Origin of the sequence: Pseudoduganella rivuli, assembly GCF_009674485.1 — a bacterium.
GTDB lineage: Bacteria > Pseudomonadota > Gammaproteobacteria > Burkholderiales > Burkholderiaceae_D > Rugamonas > Rugamonas rivuli_B.
Window position 1 is genome coordinate 208,257 of the sequence record NZ_WKJJ01000001.1, and the last position, 18,674, is coordinate 226,930.

Annotated in this window: 15 protein-coding genes; 11 read left to right on the forward strand and 4 right to left on the reverse strand. The window is 63.9% G+C overall.

The genetic code is table 11. The annotated features are described in order from the left end of the window. Window positions 1-8: 8 nt before the first annotated feature. The 3 genes from GJ700_RS00895 to GJ700_RS00905 form a co-directional block, all read right to left on the reverse strand. Window positions 9-1,256 carry a hypothetical protein gene (locus tag GJ700_RS00895; protein ID WP_154370769.1) on the reverse strand — a complete coding sequence of 416 codons (1,248 nt, stop codon included), beginning with the start codon at window positions 1,254-1,256 and terminating at the stop codon, window positions 9-11. Window positions 1,257-1,472: 216 nt separating this feature from the next. Continuing rightward, a complete protein-coding gene (locus GJ700_RS00900) occupies window positions 1,473-2,930 on the reverse strand; it encodes a glycoside hydrolase family protein (RefSeq protein ID WP_154370770.1) in 1,458 nt (485 codons plus the stop codon). Window positions 2,931-2,966: 36 nt separating this feature from the next. Next, window positions 2,967-4,604, reverse strand: coding sequence for a glycoside hydrolase family 43 protein (locus GJ700_RS00905; RefSeq protein WP_154370771.1), 1,638 nt, complete (start codon window positions 4,602-4,604; stop codon window positions 2,967-2,969). 138 nt (window positions 4,605-4,742) lie between these two features. On the opposite strand from GJ700_RS00905, the gene kduI reads away from it, so the two are divergent. The 11 genes from kduI to GJ700_RS36000 all read left to right on the forward strand — a co-directional run bounded on the left by kduI (window position 4,743) and on the right by GJ700_RS36000 (window position 17,537). Next, on the forward strand, window positions 4,743-5,591 hold the full coding sequence (kduI, locus tag GJ700_RS00910; protein ID WP_154370772.1) for a 5-dehydro-4-deoxy-D-glucuronate isomerase: 849 nt from the start codon (window positions 4,743-4,745) through the stop codon (window positions 5,589-5,591). A 9-nt stretch (window positions 5,592-5,600) separates the two neighbouring features. Beyond that, entirely contained in the window at window positions 5,601-6,356 is a 756-nt protein-coding gene (kduD, locus tag GJ700_RS00915; protein ID WP_154370773.1) for a 2-dehydro-3-deoxy-D-gluconate 5-dehydrogenase KduD, read from the forward strand. Then, a complete protein-coding gene (locus GJ700_RS00920) occupies window positions 6,353-7,363 on the forward strand; it encodes a sugar kinase (RefSeq protein ID WP_154370774.1) in 1,011 nt (336 codons plus the stop codon). Before kduD ends, GJ700_RS00920 begins: the two co-directional genes overlap by 4 nt. Next, window positions 7,350-8,381: an aldose epimerase family protein gene (locus GJ700_RS00925; protein WP_154370775.1), complete on the forward strand. Its 1,032-nt coding sequence runs from the start codon at window positions 7,350-7,352 to the stop codon at window positions 8,379-8,381. The genes GJ700_RS00920 and GJ700_RS00925 overlap by 14 nt, the downstream gene beginning before the upstream one ends. 6 nt (window positions 8,382-8,387) lie before the next feature. Beyond that, entirely contained in the window at window positions 8,388-9,611 is a 1,224-nt protein-coding gene (locus tag GJ700_RS00930; RefSeq protein WP_229506718.1) for an AGE family epimerase/isomerase, read from the forward strand. Further along, complete coding sequence (locus GJ700_RS00935; RefSeq protein ID WP_154370776.1) at window positions 9,608-10,531, forward strand: carbohydrate kinase family protein; 924 nt, start codon at window positions 9,608-9,610, stop codon at window positions 10,529-10,531. Before GJ700_RS00930 ends, GJ700_RS00935 begins: the two co-directional genes overlap by 4 nt. Continuing rightward, on the forward strand, window positions 10,528-12,426 hold the full coding sequence (locus tag GJ700_RS00940; protein WP_154370777.1) for a glycoside hydrolase family 97 protein: 1,899 nt from the start codon (window positions 10,528-10,530) through the stop codon (window positions 12,424-12,426). Before GJ700_RS00935 ends, GJ700_RS00940 begins: the two co-directional genes overlap by 4 nt. Before the next feature lie 9 nt (window positions 12,427-12,435). Next, window positions 12,436-13,710 (forward strand): oligosaccharide MFS transporter, encoded by a 1,275-nt coding sequence (locus GJ700_RS00945; RefSeq protein WP_154370778.1) that lies wholly within the window; start codon window positions 12,436-12,438, stop codon window positions 13,708-13,710. A 23-nt stretch (window positions 13,711-13,733) separates the two neighbouring features. Then, entirely contained in the window at window positions 13,734-14,924 is a 1,191-nt protein-coding gene (locus tag GJ700_RS00950) for a glycoside hydrolase family 88 protein (protein WP_154370779.1), read from the forward strand. 20 nt (window positions 14,925-14,944) lie between these two features. Beyond that, window positions 14,945-15,754: an NHL repeat-containing protein gene (locus tag GJ700_RS00955; RefSeq protein WP_154370780.1), complete on the forward strand. Its 810-nt coding sequence runs from the start codon at window positions 14,945-14,947 to the stop codon at window positions 15,752-15,754. A gap of 139 nt (window positions 15,755-15,893) precedes the next feature. Further along, a complete protein-coding gene (locus GJ700_RS36000; protein ID WP_154370781.1) occupies window positions 15,894-17,537 on the forward strand; it encodes a methyl-accepting chemotaxis protein in 1,644 nt (547 codons plus the stop codon). Here GJ700_RS36000 and GJ700_RS00965 read toward each other — a convergent pair. Continuing rightward, window positions 17,534-18,586, reverse strand: a complete 1,053-nt coding sequence (locus GJ700_RS00965) for a LacI family DNA-binding transcriptional regulator (RefSeq protein WP_154370782.1) — start codon at window positions 18,584-18,586, stop codon at window positions 17,534-17,536. The two genes, GJ700_RS36000 and GJ700_RS00965, sit on opposite strands and share 4 nt — an antisense overlap. Between the last annotated feature and the right edge of the window lie 88 nt (window positions 18,587-18,674).

Sequence of the window (18,674 nt, forward strand, 5' to 3'; positions counted from 1 at the left end):
CCGCCCCGTCAAAACACGAAGTCCAGCAGCACGCTGGTCACGCCCGCGTGCCCCCCGGAACGGAAGCCCGGCTGCACATTGATGAACGTGCCGGACGAACCGTTGCGCGTATGCAGCCGATCATACTGCAGTTTCAGCGCCATGCCCGGGCAGACATCCCAGCGCAGCCCCAGCGCCACGCTGTCCTGCTGCGGGATGGCGCTCAGGTAACTGTTCAGGTACCCATTCAGGTACGACGCGGTGGCGGCAACTGCGGGCGGCAGGCCGGCCAGCGGGACGCCGGCAATGCTGGTCGCCATCAACGCATGCGACCGCCCCGCCTGCACATACGGGGTCCACGCCCCCAGCCGCACGCCCGCGCTGGCATACAGGCCGTAGAAATCGCCGAGGGCCGACTTGTAGTTGAAGCGGCCCGCTTCCGCCATCACGAACCAGTCGCCCGGGTCATAGCTGGCGCCGGCGTTAACCACCAGCACGCGCTTGTCGCGGATTTCATAGCGTTCCGCCAATGCCTGGCCGGCGGCGCCGAACTGGCGCAGCCCGGCAAACAATTCCTGGCCCACGTCCACCGTCAGCGAACTGGTGGTGACGCCGCCGCGCAACATCAGCGCGCCCGAGGTGACGGTATGGGTGATGCCGGTGATGCCGTGGCCATGGGCGCGGTAGCCCGGCCCCAGTTCGCGGTTGGTCGAACCGTAAAATGCTTGCGTGGTGTGTTTCAGGCCGGCGCTGTTCCAGCGGTAACTCGCATCGAAGCCGTCGCTGCTGGAAATCGGCAGCGCGCCATACAGTTCCACTGGCGGGCGCACCCACGGCAACGCATAGCTGGCCTTGCGGTAATCGCCCGCCAGGAACATGGGCAGCGCTATCCGGCCCAGCCGCAAACTCAGTTCCGGCGTAACCTGGTATTTGACGTTGGCCCATTCCACCACGGGCTTCCACGAATTTTGCAGGTTACGTTCGGACACCACCTGCAACACGGCGGACCAGCGCTTGTCGATATCGACGCTGAGCTGCGCACCGAGCCGGCTGTCGACTTCCGGGCTCCAGTTGCTGCTGTAGCCGGCCTTGCCGGGGTACAGCACATTGGCCGCGTAATCCGCCTGCTTTTCCGTCGAGTGCACGGCGCCAGCGCTGCCGAAGCCCTGGAACGACCAGCTTGCTGATTTGTCATCGGTCTGCGCATGCACATGGGCTGCCGCGCAAAGGGCCGGCAGCGCCAGCAATTTCAAGAACTGTCGGGCAACTGAAGTCATTATCAAATCGTGAATGACGGCGGCATGGCGCCGCCCGGACTGTGAACCGCGCTACCTTAGTACGGGGCTCAGGAACAGTCTATATTTTTCCCGACGGGATTATTGGTAATGACGGTGAAATGCGCCATCGGACACAAAAAGTGTCCGATGGCAACAACAGGTGACAAGCGGGATGTGCGCATTATGACAATCATGCGCATCAGGCAAGCAGTGGGCTTATTTGTACGTCACATTCTCCACGAACGGCCCCAGATTCAGGATATTCGGCGCCGGTCCCGTGATTTTCTTGCCCGCCACCGTCACGTTATCCAGCACGACATTGCGCACCTTGCGCGATGCATCGTAGCCATACATGACGGAAGCGCCCGGCGATCCTTCGCCCGTGAAGCTGACGTTGCGGAACGTGATGTTTTCGATGCCGCGTCCCGGGCTGGTGTTGTACTTCGGCGTATAGGCGATGTGCAGGTTGAACAGCATGCCCTCCTCGATGCGCTCGACACGGATATCCTCGAACACCACATCGCGCACCAGGTTGTCGTCGCCGGCCATGATGCCGAATACCCCTTCGTATTCCGGGTCGTCCTCGTCATGTTCGAGCACGTCGATGTTCGAGAAACGGATGCGTTCCAGCACTTCCGGTTCCGGATGGTCTTTGGTCGGCGTATTGCCGTGGATGCCGATCATCACCGGGTGCGCCACGTCGGCCCACAACGTTGAGTCACGCACCGTGATGTCGCGCGTATTGCCCCAGATATCCCAGCGGTGGTTGTACAGGGTGACGCAATCGTCGGACGTGCGGATAAAGCTGTCGGCAATCGTCACGCGTTCGCAGGCAAAGTGACCCAGGCCATCGGACCACTGGCCGGCGCCGATGGTGCGGATGCTGCGCTCTTCGAGATCCTGCGAATTAATGCAGCGCATCGTACCTTCCGGCTGGTTGACGAAGATCGGGCCATCGATGGTGACGTGGCGCGAACGGCGGATCTGCATTTGCGAGACGCCCATGAATAAACCATCACTGACCACCTGCACATTTTCCACGCCGTCAAAGATCAGCGGGCTTCTCAGCACGGCGGCGCCGTCGATGTACACGCGGGTATTGGACCGCACGCGGAATTCGCCGTCATACAGGCCCGGGCCGAAATACACGACCGGCTGCGTGAAGTCCGGCGTCACGCCCTTACCCGTCGACATGCCCGTCACCGGCTCGGCCGAACGCGGCATGTCCTTGCGGATCGCGTGTGTGAACAGGTGCAGGTTGTGATGGCGGTCGCCGTCGAATTCCACGCTGAGGTTGTCCGGGCGCTGCAGCGTAAACAACACGGTATTGCCCTTCACCGTGTATTTGATGCCACGCGCATCGGGACGGATCGCGACTTTCGAGAAGGTGCCGTTATTTTTATGCACCGACACTTCCACGGCGCCGTCAAAGTTAAAGTACACCATGGACGCATCCTTGACGGGCTTGTCCAGGTCGACCTTGACGTTGTATTCATATAAATCCTGCCACACGCCGCCCGGCGTGCGCACCTTGACCGTGTAATCGTCATTGTGGTGCGTGTAGCGCATCGCTTCCGGGAATGGGAAGACTTGCAGGGCGTTCGTCGCTGCATGCGCGGCCGGCAGCGCGGCGCACAGCAACAGGCCCGCCAGGGCCCACCAGCGTTTCATCATGGGGTATCTCCTTCGTTGTTATGCTGAATTGATTGCTTATTCTGTGACGCGGAAATAGTCGACATCCGCATAGGCCTTGCGGCCGGAGGCGGACGGTGTGGTGCTGAACAGCCCCACCTGCGCCCCCACCCAGCGCCCCACGCCGGCACGGAACGGCTGCCCGGCAGGTATAAAGCGCACGTTATCCGTACTGTACGAGAATTGCGCCATCGCGCCCTCCCCCACGCGCACCCGCAAATACACGGGCTGCGCGCCCACGGTGGCCACGGTTTCCGCCTGTTCCACGCATTTATCGGCCGGTTTTTCACAGGTGGCGTAGACCAGTTGGGTGGCGCCGCCCTGGCGCCGCAATCCCAGCCATGCATAGCGGATGCCCAGCACCACCAGCCCCGCGCGCTGCTCCTCCGCGCCGCTCAGCGACACCACGGTGTCGGCGGCAAAAGACGGGGCGGGGAATTTCTGCGTCAGCACGGAGGGAATCTCGCGCAGGCTGCCGCCATCCGCCGCTGGCTGGGCGAACAGGCGCAATTGACCGGGACGGGCCGCCAGCGAATACCAGTCGTTGCTGAAGTTGGCGTTCCATTGCCACTGCCAACCCAATACCTTGCCGTTGAATTCATCGGTGGTGGCGGGATTGATGATGCCCCGGTCCGTGCCGGCCGGTTTCGCATGGCGCAGCACGGGCTCGCCCACGCCATCGCCATCCGGGTCCGCCCCAATCACGGGCCAGCCATCCTTCCATGCCATGGGCTGCAAGTGGACCACGCGGCCATAGGCGGCCTTGTCCTGGAAGTGATAAAACCAGTCACGCCCGTCGACCCCATCGACCCAGGCGCCCTGGTGCGGGCCGTTAATCGCCGTCATGCCCTGCGCCATGACGATGCGGTCTTCATAAGGTCCCTCGATGTTGCGCGAGCGGAACACCGCCTGCCACCCCATTTCCACGCCGCCGGCCGGCGCAAACACGTAGTAATAGCCATCCTTCTTGTACAGCTTCGGACCTTCGACGGTGAAATAGCCGGGCAAGCGGTCGCCATGGATAATGTCACGTCCTTTGTCATCCAGCAGGCGGCTGGCATCCGGCGCCATGCTGCGCAGGGTCACGATATTGTTGATGCCGGACCGGCTCCTGGCCCAGGCGTGCACCAGCCACGCCCTGCCGTCGTCATCCCACAGCGGCGCCGGGTCGATGATGCCCTTCCCCGCCAGCAGCAGGCGCGGCGCGCTCCACGGCCCCGCGAACCGTTCCGCCGTCATCACATAGATGCCAACGTCCGGGTCCGGCCAGAAAATCCAGAACTTGCCGTCATGGTGGCGCAAAGTCGGCGCCCACACGCCCTTGCCGGGCTGCGGCTTGGCAAAAAACTGTTGCGGCGGCAGCACCGGCAGCGCGTGGCCCACCAGCTCCCAGTTCACCATGTCAGATGATTGCAATAATGGCAATCCCGGTGCGTTGCTGAAGCTGGACGACGTCATGTAAAACATGCCGCCCACGCGGATCACGTCCGGGTCGGAATAGTCGGCGTGCAGGACGGGGTTGCGGTACTGGCCGTTGCCCAGGTCCGCCGACCAGGGCGGCGTCTCAGCCGCGCCCGAGCCATGACCGGCCAGCGCCGCCAGGATGACCCCCGCCACGGCCAGCCGCCCACCCCGCTTTTTACCCCGTGCATTCATACCTTCTCCGTTCAGATTTACTTGGCATTCGCAACCGATATGGGTATTATAGTTGTTATCGATAACAGGTCGCAAGCGGAAAAAGTCGCTGAAACTTACCCGCCGCACCAGAGAAAAAACCGTCCGGAGAAACCGCAGATGTATGAAAAGACTTACCACGCTACCCATCCCGAAATGATGGAGCAAGCAACAAACGATCAACTTCGTGATCGTTACCTGATTGGCGGCCTGTTCGTGCCGGACACCGTCAAACTCAATTACTGCCACCATGAACGCTTCGTGATCGGCGGCGCCTGCCCGGTCCAGCACCCCGTCAGCCTGCCCGTGCACACGGAGCCGGCATCGGCCGCCGGCCAGCCTTACCTGGTGCGGCGCGAACTGGGCGTGATCAATATCGCCAATGGCGCGGGTAAAGTCACGGTCGATGGCGCGGTCTACGAACTGGCGCCCCGCGACGGCCTGTATATCCCGATGGGGACGAAGGACGTCACGTTCGAATCGCTGGACGCGGCCAACCCCGCCCGCTTTTACCTGGCGTCCACGCCGGCCCACATCCGCTACGAAACCCGCAAGATCTGCCACGCGGACGCCGTGCCACTCGAACGGGGCAGCCTGGAAACGTCCAATGCGCGCACGATTTACCAGTATGTGGTGCCGGGCGTATGCCAGTCCGCGCAATTGCTGCTGGGGCTGACCATCCTGAAAACGGGCAGCGTGTGGAACACCATGCCGCCGCACCTGCACGAGCGCCGCTCCGAAGTGTATTTCTATTTTGGCCTGGAAAAAGACCAACGTGTCTTCCACTTCATGGGGGAACCGGATTCCGCCCGCCACATCATCGTGGCCGACCAGGAAGCCGTGGTATCGCCGCCATGGTCGATCCACATGGGTTCCGGCACGTCCAACTATGCGTTCATCTGGGCCATGGGCGGGGAAAACCTCGACTACACCGACATGAATGTGCTCGACATCTGCCAGCTGAAATAGGAGTCAGACATGTCCAACATGTTCAAGCTGGACGGCCAGACCGCCGTCGTCACCGGGGCCAACACGGGCCTGGGCCAGGCGATTGCCGTGGCGCTGGCGCAAGCGGGCGCCGACATCGTGGCGGCCGGCCGCAGCGCCGCCGATGACACCCGCGCGCTGGTGGAAAGCGCGGGCCGCCGCTTCCTGTTCGTGGAAGCGGACCTGTCGTCCACCGCCCCGGTGCAGCACGTGATCGACGCGGCGCTGAACTTCCAGGGCCGTCTCGATATCCTCGTCAACAATGCCGGCATTATCCGCCGCGCCGATGCGCTGGACGTGACGGAAGAAGACTGGGATGCCGTGCTCGATACCAACTTGAAGACGCTGTTTTTCCTCAGCCAGGCCGCCGCCGGACACATGGCGCGGCAAGGCGCGGGCAAGATCATCAATATCGCATCGCTGCTGTCGTTCCAGGGCGGCATCCGCGTGCCGGCTTATGCGGCCAGCAAGAGCGCGGTGGCGGGCCTGACGCACGCATTGGCCAACGAGTGGGCGGCAAAAGGCATCAACGTCAATGCCATCGCGCCGGGCTATTTCGAGACCAATAACACGCAGGCGCTGCGCGACGATGCGCAGCGCTCGGAAGCAATCCTGGCGCGGATTCCCGCCGGCCGCTGGGGTAGCCCTGCGGACCTGGCCGGCGCCGCGGTATTCCTGGCCAGCCGCGCCAGCGATTACGTGCACGGCATCGTGCTGCCGGTCGACGGGGGGTGGCTGGCGCGATGAACACCACCCGTATTGTCTGTTTTGGCGAAGTGCTGGCCCGACTGTCGGCGCCGAATGGCGAAATGCTGCTGCAATCGCCCCGCCTGGACGTCTGCATCGGCGGCGCGGAAGCCAATGTCGCCGTGTCGCTGGCCCGGTTCGGCCATGACGCCACCGTGGCCAGCGCCCTGCCCGCCAATGCGCTGGGCAGGGCCGCGCACGACCGCTTGCGGGGACTGGGCGTCGATACGCGCGGCATCGCCTTCCGCCCGGGGCGCATGGGCCTGTATTTCCTGACACCGGGCGCCGTGACGCGGCCATCGGAAATCATTTACGACCGCGCCGGCTCCGTGTTTGCCAACAGCGGCCCGCAAGACTATGACTGGCCCGCGCTGCTCGATGGCGCCGGCTGGCTGCACATTTCCGGCGTGACACCCGCCGTGGGACCGCAAGCAGCGCAAGCCGTGCTGGCCGCCGCGCGCCACGCCAAGGATGCGGGCATCCGCGTATCGTTCGACGGCAATTACCGCGCATCGATGTGGGCCGAACAGGGCTATGATGGCGCCGCCATCCTGCATGAACTGATTGGCTACGCGGATATCGCCTTTGCCGACCAGCGCGATATCGCGCTGGTATTGCAGCGCCCGGAGCTGGCCGCGCCCGAACGCCGCGCCGACGCGGCTGCCGCGGCCTTTGCCACCTTCCCCCGCCTGGGTGCGTTGACCGCTACCGTGCGCGTACAGCACAGCATCGGCCATCACCACCTGGCCGCCACCTTGCATACGCGCGGCGCGGAATATTCCGCCAGCCCCGTCGCGGTCGATGGCATCGTCGACCGTATCGGCACCGGCGACGCGTACGCGGCCGGCGTCCTGCACGGCATGCTGCAAGGCTGGGCATACAACGACATCCTGGAATTCGGCCTGGCCGCCGCCGCGCTGAAACACAGCATCGCGGGCGACTTCAACCTGGCCAGCGCCGAACAGGTGCAGGCCGCGCGCCAGGGAGCATTCGATGTGCGCCGCTGATACCGCTACCCCGCGTCCATGGCGCCTGCAATGGGCGTACGGCAGCGCCGAAGTGCAGTCGCTGGGCGGCATGTTGGGGCCCGTCAGCCTGCACCTGGACCATGGCCGCGAACTCGATGTCATGCACGTGGCGCCGTGGCACGGCATGACGGCGGCCGACAACCTGCCCGGCATCCTGCGCCGCCTGCGGGGCGAATGGCCGTGCGTGCCGTTCGGCCGCACGGACCGGCCGCACGACTTGCCACCCGGCTGGCAAACCCGGGCCGCCGACGACGAATGGGGCCACGGCTATGCATCGAACCACCACTGGACGTGCGTGGCAGCCACCGCCACCAAAGTCCACCTGGCGATCGATTACCCTGCCACGTCGGCCATCGCGCGCGTGGAGCGGATCATTGCCGCCGATCCGTACGCGCCGGCGCTGGACATCGCGCTGACCGTGCACGCGCGCCGCGCCGCCCACGTACCCATCGGCCTGCACCCGACGTTCCGCCTGCCGCCGATGCCGGGCCGCGTGCAAGTCCGCCTGGGCCACAACGAAGGCGTCCACAGCTATCCCGCCACCGCGCCGGGCGGCATTTCGCGGCTGTTGCCGGATACCCGTTCGCCTGGCCTGGACACGATGGCCGGCATCGACGGCGCGCTCGACTTGAGCCGACTGCCGCTGGCCGGGCCGTGCGAGGAATTGCTGCAGGTGCGCGCGCCACAAGGCGGCGGCGACACCCCGCCGTTCGCACTGCATTACCTGGATTACGGCGCCTGCGTGGGCCTGTGGTGGGACACCGCCCACCTGCCCGACCTGATGCTGTGGATCAGCAACGGCGGCCGCATCAATTTCCCGTGGATGAGCCGCCACCTGGCGATCGGCGCGGAACCCGTCAACAGCCTGTTCGACCTCGGCCGCGTGGCGCAGGCGCCGCAGGGCCATCCACTGGCGGACCGCCTCGGCGTGCCGCTGACACCAGGCCAGCCCTGGCAAACCCGTTACCGAATCGCGGCCTGGAACGAAGCCGCCTGACCAACCATGAATAAACTCCCCATGCCTGATTTCCGCTCCCGCGGCATGCTGCTGTCGCATATCGACCACACGATGCGGTTTTACCATCCGCGCTGCATCGATCCCAGCGGCGGCTTCTACCATTTCTATATGGACGATGGCGGCATTTACGACCACACCACGCGCCACCTGGTCAGCAGCACCCGCTTCGTCTTCAACTTCGCCATGGCGTACCGCCAGTTCGGCAAGCCGGAATACCTCGACGCCCTGCGCCATGGCGTCCTCTTCCTGCGTAATGCGCACCGCAATCCGGCCACCGGCGGCTATGCGTGGCAGCTGCGCTGGGAAAACGGCGATAAGCAGGTGCTGGACGGCGACAACCATTGCTATGGCCTGGCCTTCGTGATGCTGGCCTATGCCCATGCGCTGGCGGCCGGCATCGACGAGGCGCGCGGCTGGCTGGACGAAACCTTTACGCTGATGGAGCGCCGCTTCTGGCAGCCGGCATACGGCCTGTATGCGGACCAGGCCAGCTTTGATTGGTCGGTGCTCGATCCCTACCGTGGCCAGAACGCCAACATGCACGCGTGCGAAGCGCTGCTGGCGGCGTTTGAGGCGTCGGGCGAACAGCGCTACCTGCACCGCGCCGAACTGCTGGCGCGCCATATCACCGTGCGCCAGGCGGCGCTGGCCGGCGGCAAGGTCTGGGAACACTACCACCCCGACTGGTCGGTGGACTGGGACTATAACAAGGATGACAAGACCAATATCTTCCGTCCGTGGGGCTACCAGCCCGGGCACTTCACGGAATGGGCCAAGCTGCTGCTGATCATGGAACGGCACGCCGCGCACCTGTCCGGACCGTCGGACTGGCTGGCGCCGCGCGCCATCGAACTGTTCGACATGGCGCTGGACAAGGCCTGGGACCACCAGCATGGCGGCATTTATTACGGCTTTGGTCCGGAAGATGAAATCTGCGACGGCGACAAGTATTTCTGGGTGCAGGCCGAAAGCCTGGCCACGGCCGCCGTGCTGGGCGCGCGCACGGGCCAGGCATGCTATTGGGACTGGTATGACAAGATCTGGGCCTACAGCTGGCAACACATGGTCGACCATGAGCATGGCGCATGGTACCGTATCCTGGCGCCCGACAACCGCAAGCTGACCGCCGAGAAAAGCCCGGCCGGCAAGGTTGACTACCATACGATGGGCGCCTGTTATGAAGTGCTCAACGTCGTGGAGGCGGAATGACCGCATTGCCTGAATTTATCGCCGCCGGTGAAGCACTGACCGACATGATACGCACCGGGCCGGACGGCTGGCGCAGCCTGGTGGGCGGCTCGACCTGGAACGTGGCGCGCGTGATGGCCCGCCTCGGCGTCGGCAGCGCCTTCGCGGGCGCCGTCAGCGGCGACGTGTTCGGCAACGCGCTGGCCGCGGCCAGCCAGGTGGCGGGCCTCGACATGCGTTTCCTGCAACAGCTGGACAAGTCGCCGCTGCTGGCGATCGTGCACGAATTGTCGCCGCCGCAGTATTTCTTCGTCGGCGACGACAGCGCGGATTTGCACTTCGATGCGGCGCTGCTGCCGGACGGCTGGCAGGCGCAAGCCCGCTGGGTGCATTTCGGCGGCATCAGCCTGGCGCGGCAGCCCTTGTCGGACAAGCTGGTGGATCTCGCGCAAGTGTTGAAAGCCCGCGGCGTGGCGATTTCGTACGACCCGAATTTCCGCGCACTGATGGATGAACGCTACGACCCGGTGCTGCGCCGCATGGCCGCGCTGGCCGACGTCATCAAGGTCTCGGACGAGGATTTGTGCGGCCTGTACCGCTGCAATGACCCGGAACCGGCCTTCAATACGCTGCGCGCACTCAATCCCGGCGCCACGTTCCTGTACACTCGGGGCGCCGACGGCGCCAGCCTGCACCGGCCGGACGGCGTGTGGCGCCAGGCCGCGCCGCACATCGCCGTGGCCGACACCGTGGGCGCGGGCGACGCCAGCATCGGCGGCCTGCTCTACAGCCTGATGCGCCGGCCGGACGCCTCGCCGCAGCAGCACTTGCGCTTTGCCGTGGCATCCGGTGCGGCGGCCTGCCTGGCGCCGGGCGCGTCGCCGCCCGCGCTGGCGCAGGTACAGGCTTTATACGAACAATCTGGAGACACATCGGAATGAAATCCCTGCTGATACTGGTCGCGGGATGGCTGCTCCACACTTGCGCACTGGCGCAAGTGAACGAGCAGCCTGGCCTGGCCAGCGTGGCGTCGCCCGACAACAATGTCCGCTTCGTGTTTTACCAAAAAGCCAATGCGGCCGGCAAACGCGAACTGTATTACCGCGTCACGTATAAACACAAGGCGGTGATCCTGGACTCACTGCTGGATTTACGGCTGGATAACCACCTGTCCGAAAACGCCATGGCGTTGAAAGTCGACCGCCAGGAAAAATGGTTCGACAACCTGAAAATCGGCGCGATCACGCAATCGAGCCACGACAGCACGTGGCGGCCGGTGGTTGGCGAACGCGCGTCGGTGCGCGACCATTACAACCAGATGACCGTCAACATGGTCAAGGAAGACAACCCGATCTATCCGCTGGCGCTCGAAGTGCGGGCCTACAACCAGGGCGTGGCGTTCCGCTATGCGTTCCCGGAAAATGAAAAAGGCACGTATTACCGCATCACGGCGGAAAACACGGAATTCGCTTTCCCGGTGGAGACCAAGGCATGGTTCCACGCCTGGGGCCAGGCGCCTTACCAGCAACTGCCGCTGTTCAACTGGCCCGACGAATCGGAACGCCCGCTGACACTGGAAGTGCTGGGCCGCATCCATGTGGCGCTGCTGGAAGGCGGCATGACCGATTATTCGCGCACGAAATTCAAGCTGCACAAGGACAAGCCGCACACGCTGGTCACGTCGATGCACGACCCGGCCGACCTGATTTCACCATTCGCAACACCATGGCGCGGCATCATGATCGCGGAATCGGCCGGCGCGCTGGCCGACAACAATGATTTCATCCTGAACCTGAACCCGCCATCGGCCATTGCCGACACGTCGTTCATCAAGCCGGGCAAGATCATGCGCGTGATGGTGCAGACCACCGCCAGCGCGAAAGCCAATATCGACTTTGCCGCGCGCCACAACCTGCAATACATCCTGTTCGACTGGAAGTGGTACGGCCCGGCGTTTTCCTTCTCGTCGGACGCCACCAAGGTCGCCATCCCCGACTTCGACCTGCCCGGCATCATCCAGTATGCAGCCGGCAAGGGCGTGGGCGTGTGGCTGTACGTGAACCAGCAGGCCTTGCTGGCCCAGGGCGATACGCTGTTCAAGACGTACAAGCAATGGGGCGTGAAAGGCGTGAAATTCGGCTTCGTGCAGGTGGGTTCGCACCGCTGGACCACCTGGATCGAACAGGCAATCCGCCAGGCCGCCGATGCGGGCCTGATGGTCAACATCCACGACGACTGGCGCCCCACCGGCGAACAGCGCACGTGGCCCAACCTGATGACGGCCGAAGGCATCCGGGGCAACGAGGAAATGCCGGACGCCACCCACAACACGGTGCTGCCATTCACCCGCTTCCTGGCCGGCGCCGCCGACTACACGATCTGTTATTACAGCCCGCGCATCAAGACCACCCACGCACACCAGCTGGCGCTGGCGGCGATTTATTACAGCCCGCTGCAAACGCTGTACTGGTATGACACGCCGGACATGTCGGCGCATGAACCGGAACTGGCGTTCTGGGACCGCATCCCCACCAGCTGGGACGACAGCAAGCTGGTACAGGGTTATCCGGGCCAGTTCGTGACCACGGCGCGCCGCAAGGGAGGCGACTGGTTCGTCGGCACCATCACCAACAATGATGCCCGCAAGGTGGGCGTCAAGCTGGACTTCCTCGACAAGGACAAGCGCTATACCGCCACCGTCTATGAAGACGATGGCGCCGCGCCGACCGCCACCAAGGTCGGCATCCGCACGTTGTCGGTGGACAGCCATTCCGTCATCAACGCCAACCTGCTGCCATCGGGTGGCCAGGCGATCTGGCTCACGCCGGCCAAGTAAGGAATACACATGAATAGCAGGCAATCGAATTACCGTTTCCTCAGCACGCTGATTTTCGTGTATTTCTTTTCACAGGCGATGAGCATTTCACTGCTGACCTTGTGGCTGCGCAATTCGCTGAAATTGAACGGCGCGGAAACCGGCATCGTGCTGGGCGCGAACTTTGTCGCGGCCATGTGCTCGCAGCCGGTCTACGGCTTCGTGTCCGACAAGATCGGCTTCCGCAAGCACATCCTGTGGACCGTCAGCGCGCTGGTGGCATTGTGCGGGCTGTTCTTTCTGTACGTCTACGGCCCGCTGCTGAAGACCAATATCTGGCTGGGCGCGGCCGTCGGCGGCGCTTACCTGGGCGTGACGTTCTACGCGGGCAGCTATGCGCTGGAAACCTATGTCGACCGCGTCGGCCGCCGTCATGGTTTTGAATACAGCCGCGTGCGTATGTGGGGTTCGCTGGGCTTTGCCAGCGCCGCCGCGTTTTCCGGCCGCCTGTTCAATATCGACCCGTCCATCAACTTTTTCCTGGCATCGGGCGCCGGGCTGGTCATGGTGGTGTTGCTGCTGTCGTGGCGCGTTCATCCCGAAGTGGGCGGCATCGTCAACAGCAACGCCGAATCCCGCGCCCTCAACCTGGCCGACGCCATGGCCTTGCTGCGCAATGCAAAGTTCTGGCGCTTCATGGTGTTCATCCTGGGCGTGACCAATATCTACCTGGTGTTCGACCAGCAATTCCAGGCGTATTTCGTGTCGCTGTTCCCGGACCCCAAGCAGGGCACGAACATGTTCACCTACCTCAATTCCACGCAGATCTTTATCGAAGCGGGCGGCCTGTTCCTGGCGCCGCTGCTGGTGAAACGTATCGGCGCCAAAAACGGCCTGATGCTGGCCGGGTCCATCATGCTGGTACGGATTGCCGGTTCCGGCCTTGCCGCGGGCCCGCTGTCGATTTCCGCCCTGAAGCTGCTGCACTCGGTGGAACTGCCGATCCTGGCCGTGTCGATCTTCCGCTACATCGCGTTCCACTTCGATAACCGCCTGACCTCGACGATCTACATGGTGGGCGTGAGCTTCGGTCATTCGCTGGGCCTGTCAATCCTGTCGGGCATTGCCGGCTTCAGTTATGACGTGATCGGTTTCCCCGCCACTTACCTGGCGCTGGCAGCCCTGGGCCTGGTGTTCCTGATGCTGTCGGCATGGGCGCTGGAAACAACGCCCGCGGAAATCCCCCGCAATGGCGACACGCCGCCCGTTACCGAACCCGCCGCGCGCTCATCGTCCGCGCACTGAGACGAACTTTGAAGGAGCTTGACATGTCTGTACCCCTGACCACGGCCGCCACCGAGCCGCTGGCCGCGCGAGCGTGGCCCGCTGCCCCAGGCAATGCTGAACTGGACCTCGCCATCGGGCGCACGCTGGCGTCGATCGACCGCAACCTGCGGCACTTCGGCGCGGACTTCCCCGCCCCGTCCAGCACGCAATCCGTGTACCCCGCGATCGGCAACATCGAATGGACCAACGGTTTCTGGACCGGCATGCTGTGGCTGGCCTATGAAGTCACCGGCGCGGCGCGCTACCGCGAAGCGGCCGAAGGCCACGTGCGCAGCTTCCATGCGCGCCAGCAGGAACGCCACAACACCAACCACCATGACCTGGGCTTTTTATACAGCCTGTCGTGCATTGCCGCCCACAAGCTGACCGGCAGCGAAATCGCCCAAGAGGCGGCCATGGGCGCCGCACGCCTGCTGATGGAACGCTACCAGGCCCGCGCCGGCATCATCCAGGCCTGGGGCGACCTGAACGACCCGGAACAAAGCGGCCGCATGATCATCGACTGCAACCTGAACTTGCCGCTGCTGTACTGGGCCGGAGAACAGAGCGGCGATCCGTCGTTCAAGGCCGCCGCCGACAGCCATATCGCGGCGGCCGCGCGCCACATCGTGCGTCCGGACGGTTCGACCTTCCACACGTTCTTCTTCGACACCGCCACCGGCGCGCCGCGCCACGGCAAGACGCACCAGGGCTATTCCGACGATTCGTGCTGGGCGCGCGGCCAGGCCTGGGGCATTTCCGGCTTCCCGCTGGTGTACCGCCACAACGGCGATGCGCGCCTGCTGGACGTGGCGAAAGTCGTGGCGAACTATTACCTGAACCGCTTGCCGGAAGACGGCGTCAGTTACTGGGATTTGATTTTCACGTCCGGCCCGGAAGAACGCGACAGCTCGGCCGCCGCGATCGCCGCCTGCGGCTTGCTGGAACTGGCGCGCAACCTGGCGCAGGACGACCCGCTGCGGGCCGCCTATGAACAGGCCGCCGCCGGCATGGTGCACGTGCTGTCGGAACGCTACCTGATCACCGATGGCGCGCCGGGCAGTGGCTTGCTGAAACACGCGGTGTACCACAAGCCCAACAAGATCGGCATCGATGAATGCACGATCTGGGGCGACTATTTCTATTTCGAAGCGCTGGTGCGCATGACGCGCAACTGGCAGCCATATTGGTGAGGAAGGTTCTTTAGATGGTAATGACGCAACAATTGCTGGCAATCGACGAAGGCCGCCAGCGCCTGCATTTGATCGATACGCAAAACCCGGAAGCCGGCTGGAGCCGCGACATGGCGGACTTCCCGCTGCCGCGCGCGCTGCAGCGCATCAGCCCGCAGCGCGTGCTGGTCGGCTTCGACCGGGGCTTCGTGGAACTGGACATTGAAACCGGCGACGTGCTGCACGTGTGCGAGCGCTGGACCGGCGTGACGGCGGTGCAGCGCCTCGACGACGGCTGCACCTTGGTTGCCGGCATGGACCTCGATGGCGGAAACAATGGCATCAACCTGCTGAAGCTGGACCGCGACCTGTACCTGATGGCAGGGGTACGCCGCGAAGGCGACTACGTGCGCGGCATGACGCGCACCGACAGCGGGTACCTGCTGTGCACCAACGACCATATCCTGGAGACCGACTTCGCACTGCAGCCGGTGCGCAAACTTGCGGCGCCGGGTTTTGAACACGCGTGGAAAGCCCACCGCTATGCGGACGGCAGCACGCTGGTATCGGCCGGCTACGGCGGCTTCATGGCGCGCTTCGATGCGGACGGCCAACTGGCCGGCACGTTCGGCGGCAAAGGCCAGGTGCCGGACGACGTGGCGCCGTTCTTCTACGCGTCGTTCGTGGTGCTGGAGAACGGGCATATCCTGGTCGCGAACTGGCAGGGCCATGGCGAAGACAATGGCCACAAGGGCCGTCAATTGCTGGAGTTTTCCGCCGACGGCGGCTTGCTGGGCAGCTGGTCGGATGCGGAAAAGATCTCGTCGCTGCAGGGGATTTTGCCGGTGTGAGCTGTCACGGCTGCCCCCTCGTCAGGATTTCCCTACAAAAGTTCAGGGAAACCTGACTGATCGCCCGCGCGGTGTCGCTTACCATAAGAAAATCAAGTAGCCGGCGCTGCGGCTGGATCAAACCGGGAAGCGAATCAACATGTCTATTGCAAACTTGAAAATAGGGACACGGATGGCGTCAGGTTTCGGCCTGCTGCTGGCCTTGCTGCTGTTGATTGCGCTGCTGGGCGCGCGTGGCATGGCCGGCATCCAGGCCAAACTGGAGGAGATCGCCTTCGCCAACAACGCGGCAGTCAAACTCGCCGGCGATATGTACGGCGCACTCGACGACGAGACTATCGCCTTGCGCAACCTGGCCCTGCTCACCGAGACGGCGGACATGACACCGGAAGTTGCCCGACTTGATCGCGACCAGAAGTCATATGCGGAGGCGGAGTCCAAACTGGGCGCCATGTTCGCCGGCAGCGCCGCCGCGCCGGAACAAGTTGCCCTGTTTGAAAAAATAAAGGCGCTGAAATCGCAGTCGGCGCCCTTTATCAGCCGCGCCATCGAAGCGGGATTGGCCAACAGAAAAGAGGAAGCAACCAAACTGCTCATGGTGGATTTTCGCCCGATCCAGTTCCAATGGCGCTCGGCGCTCAAGGAACTGGCCACGCTGGAAAACAAGTTGAATGACGAGGCGGCGTTGGATGCGCGGGCATCGTACGCAAAGGCCCGTTCGGAGACCTACGCACTGGGCGCGCTGGCGCTGGTATTGGGCTGCTGCGCCGCCTGGTATATCACGCGCGGAATCGTGCGCCCGATCCGGCAAGCCCTGCACATCGCGCAAACCGTGGCGTCCGGCGATTTAAGCGGAAACATCCAGGTCGGCAGCAAGGATGAAACGGGGCAGTTGCTGCAGGCATTGAAGGACATGAACACCAGCCTGGTGAAGATCGTGGCGGACGTGCGCACCGGAGCCGACGCCATTGCCACCGCGTCGGGACAGATCGCCGCAGGCAACCAGGATTTATCGGCACGCACCGAACAGCAGGCCGGCTCGCTCGAAGAAACCGCTTCGTCGATGGAAGAGTTCACATCGACAGTGCAGCACAACGCCGGCAATGCGCAGCAAGGCAACGCACTGGCGATGGCGGCAGCGGAAGTGGCCACCAGGGGCGGCGCCGTGGTGGCGCAGGTGGTCGATAAAATGAACGCCATCACTACCTCGGCGAACAAGATCGCCGATATCATCGCGGTGATCGACGGCATCGCATTCCAGACCAACATCCTGGCCCTGAACGCGGCGGTGGAAGCGGCCCGCGCGGGCCAGCAAGGACTTGGCTTTGCCGTCGTCGCCTCGGAGGTCCGTGCGTTGGCGCAGCGCAGCGCCGCCGCCGCGAAGGAGATCAAGGCATTGATCGACGAGTCGGTGGGACAAGTCGAAAGCGGCAGCAAGCTGGTGGACCAGGCCGGGGAGACCATGCGCGACGTCGTCGCCAGCGTCGAACGGGTCAACAGCATCATGTCCGAGATCAGCCAGGCCAGCCGCGAACAGGCCACCGGGATCGAACAAGTCAACCGGGCGATTTCCCAAATGGATCAGGTCACCCAGCAAAACGCCGCACTGGTCGAAGAAGCAGCCAGCGCCGCGCAAGCGCTGGAGGAGCAGGCCGGCCGCATGGTGCAGGCCGTCAGCGTGTTCAAGCTGGCCGCCCATGGACAAGGGCCGGCGCCCGCAACACCGCACAAGGCCATCACCTTCCCCGCGCACCTGCCGCGGGTGAAGGCCGCGTTGACTTAAGACGCGATCGCGCCGGACGACTCCCGCGTCACCAGCGTGTAAGGCAGCAGCTTGTGCTGCACGCCCCCCACCTCTCCCGTGCGCCGGTTGCGGATCAGCTCAACGATCAAATCCACCGCGGCCCGCGCCATGTCTTCGATCGGCTGGTGAATCGTCGTCAGTTCCGGCCACACCGTGGTCGCCACCGGCGTATCGTCGAAGCCGCAAATGGTAATGTCTTTCGGCACATCCAGGTGCAAGCCATGCGCCACCGCCACGGCGCCTGCCGCCATATCGTCATTGGCGGCAAAGATCGCCGTGGGTTTGGACTTCTTGGCCAGCAACTGGCGCGCCGCGTCCAGGCCGGAACGGTAGGTGAACAGGCCGGGCGCCACGCGCTCCGGCTTCACCGGCAGGCCCGCTTCTTCCATCGCATCCATGTACGCCTTGTAGCGGATCTGCGCCGGCGTGTGCTTCGGGTCGCCCTGGATGAAGGCGATATCCTTGTGGCCCAGCGATATCAGGTAGCGCATCATGTCGCGCGCCCCGGCATAGTCGTCGATGCGCACGGCGGACATGGTCGGAACAGGCCGGCCTGTCGCAATCGCGACGGACGGGATGCCGATCTGGTCCAGCTGCTTCAGCGCGGACTTCGAGTCGCACAGCGGTGGCGGCACCAGGATGCCGTCCGCGCCGTTGGCAATCAGTTTCGCGATGGCGGCGCGCTGGCTGCGCAAATCATCGCAACGCTCGAGGATCAGTTGCCCGCCCGTCTGGCTGCAGCGATCCATGGCCCCGACCAGGAAGGTGTTCAGGTACGCCGAGCTGGGATTGCTGTACAGCAGGCCGATGCCCAGGGTACCCACGCGCGCCGCGCGGGCCGCCGTGTTGACCTGGTAATTCAGGGATTCAATGGCAGCCATGACCTTGCCGCGCGTGATGTCGGACACGTGGGCATTGCCGTTCATGACGCGCGATACCGTCATGGCGGACACGCCGGCCACCCGGGCCACGTCATAAATGGTTGCGCTGCTCTGGCTGCGTTCAGTTTTTTTGGTTGCTGTAGTCATCACGGTTGCCGGGGTCCCTGATTGGCCGTTAAAGATGTTGTAAAACCAGTATTATAGTCGCCCATTTCAAGACGCATGTATAACGATA

Excerpts from the sequence above, each read along its gene's own strand:
- GJ700_RS00895 (WP_154370769.1), bottom strand. The coding sequence starts at position 1,256 with ATGACTTCAGTTGCCCGACAGTTCTTGAAATTGCTGGCGCTGCCGGCC.
- GJ700_RS00900 (WP_154370770.1), bottom strand. The coding sequence starts at position 2,930 with ATGATGAAACGCTGGTGGGCCCTGGCGGGCCTGTTGCTGTGCGCCGCG.
- GJ700_RS00905 (WP_154370771.1), bottom strand. The coding sequence starts at position 4,604 with ATGAATGCACGGGGTAAAAAGCGGGGTGGGCGGCTGGCCGTGGCGGGG.
- kduI (WP_154370772.1), top strand. The coding sequence starts at position 4,743 with ATGTATGAAAAGACTTACCACGCTACCCATCCCGAAATGATGGAGCAA.
- kduD (WP_154370773.1), top strand. The coding sequence starts at position 5,601 with ATGTCCAACATGTTCAAGCTGGACGGCCAGACCGCCGTCGTCACCGGG.
- GJ700_RS00920 (WP_154370774.1), top strand. The coding sequence starts at position 6,353 with ATGAACACCACCCGTATTGTCTGTTTTGGCGAAGTGCTGGCCCGACTG.
- GJ700_RS00925 (WP_154370775.1), top strand. The coding sequence starts at position 7,350 with ATGTGCGCCGCTGATACCGCTACCCCGCGTCCATGGCGCCTGCAATGG.
- GJ700_RS00930 (WP_229506718.1), top strand. The coding sequence starts at position 8,388 with ATGAATAAACTCCCCATGCCTGATTTCCGCTCCCGCGGCATGCTGCTG.
- GJ700_RS00935 (WP_154370776.1), top strand. The coding sequence starts at position 9,608 with ATGACCGCATTGCCTGAATTTATCGCCGCCGGTGAAGCACTGACCGAC.
- GJ700_RS00940 (WP_154370777.1), top strand. The coding sequence starts at position 10,528 with ATGAAATCCCTGCTGATACTGGTCGCGGGATGGCTGCTCCACACTTGC.
- GJ700_RS00945 (WP_154370778.1), top strand. The coding sequence starts at position 12,436 with ATGAATAGCAGGCAATCGAATTACCGTTTCCTCAGCACGCTGATTTTC.
- GJ700_RS00950 (WP_154370779.1), top strand. The coding sequence starts at position 13,734 with ATGTCTGTACCCCTGACCACGGCCGCCACCGAGCCGCTGGCCGCGCGA.
- GJ700_RS00955 (WP_154370780.1), top strand. The coding sequence starts at position 14,945 with ATGACGCAACAATTGCTGGCAATCGACGAAGGCCGCCAGCGCCTGCAT.
- GJ700_RS36000 (WP_154370781.1), top strand. The coding sequence starts at position 15,894 with ATGTCTATTGCAAACTTGAAAATAGGGACACGGATGGCGTCAGGTTTC.
- GJ700_RS00965 (WP_154370782.1), bottom strand. The coding sequence starts at position 18,586 with ATGACTACAGCAACCAAAAAAACTGAACGCAGCCAGAGCAGCGCAACC.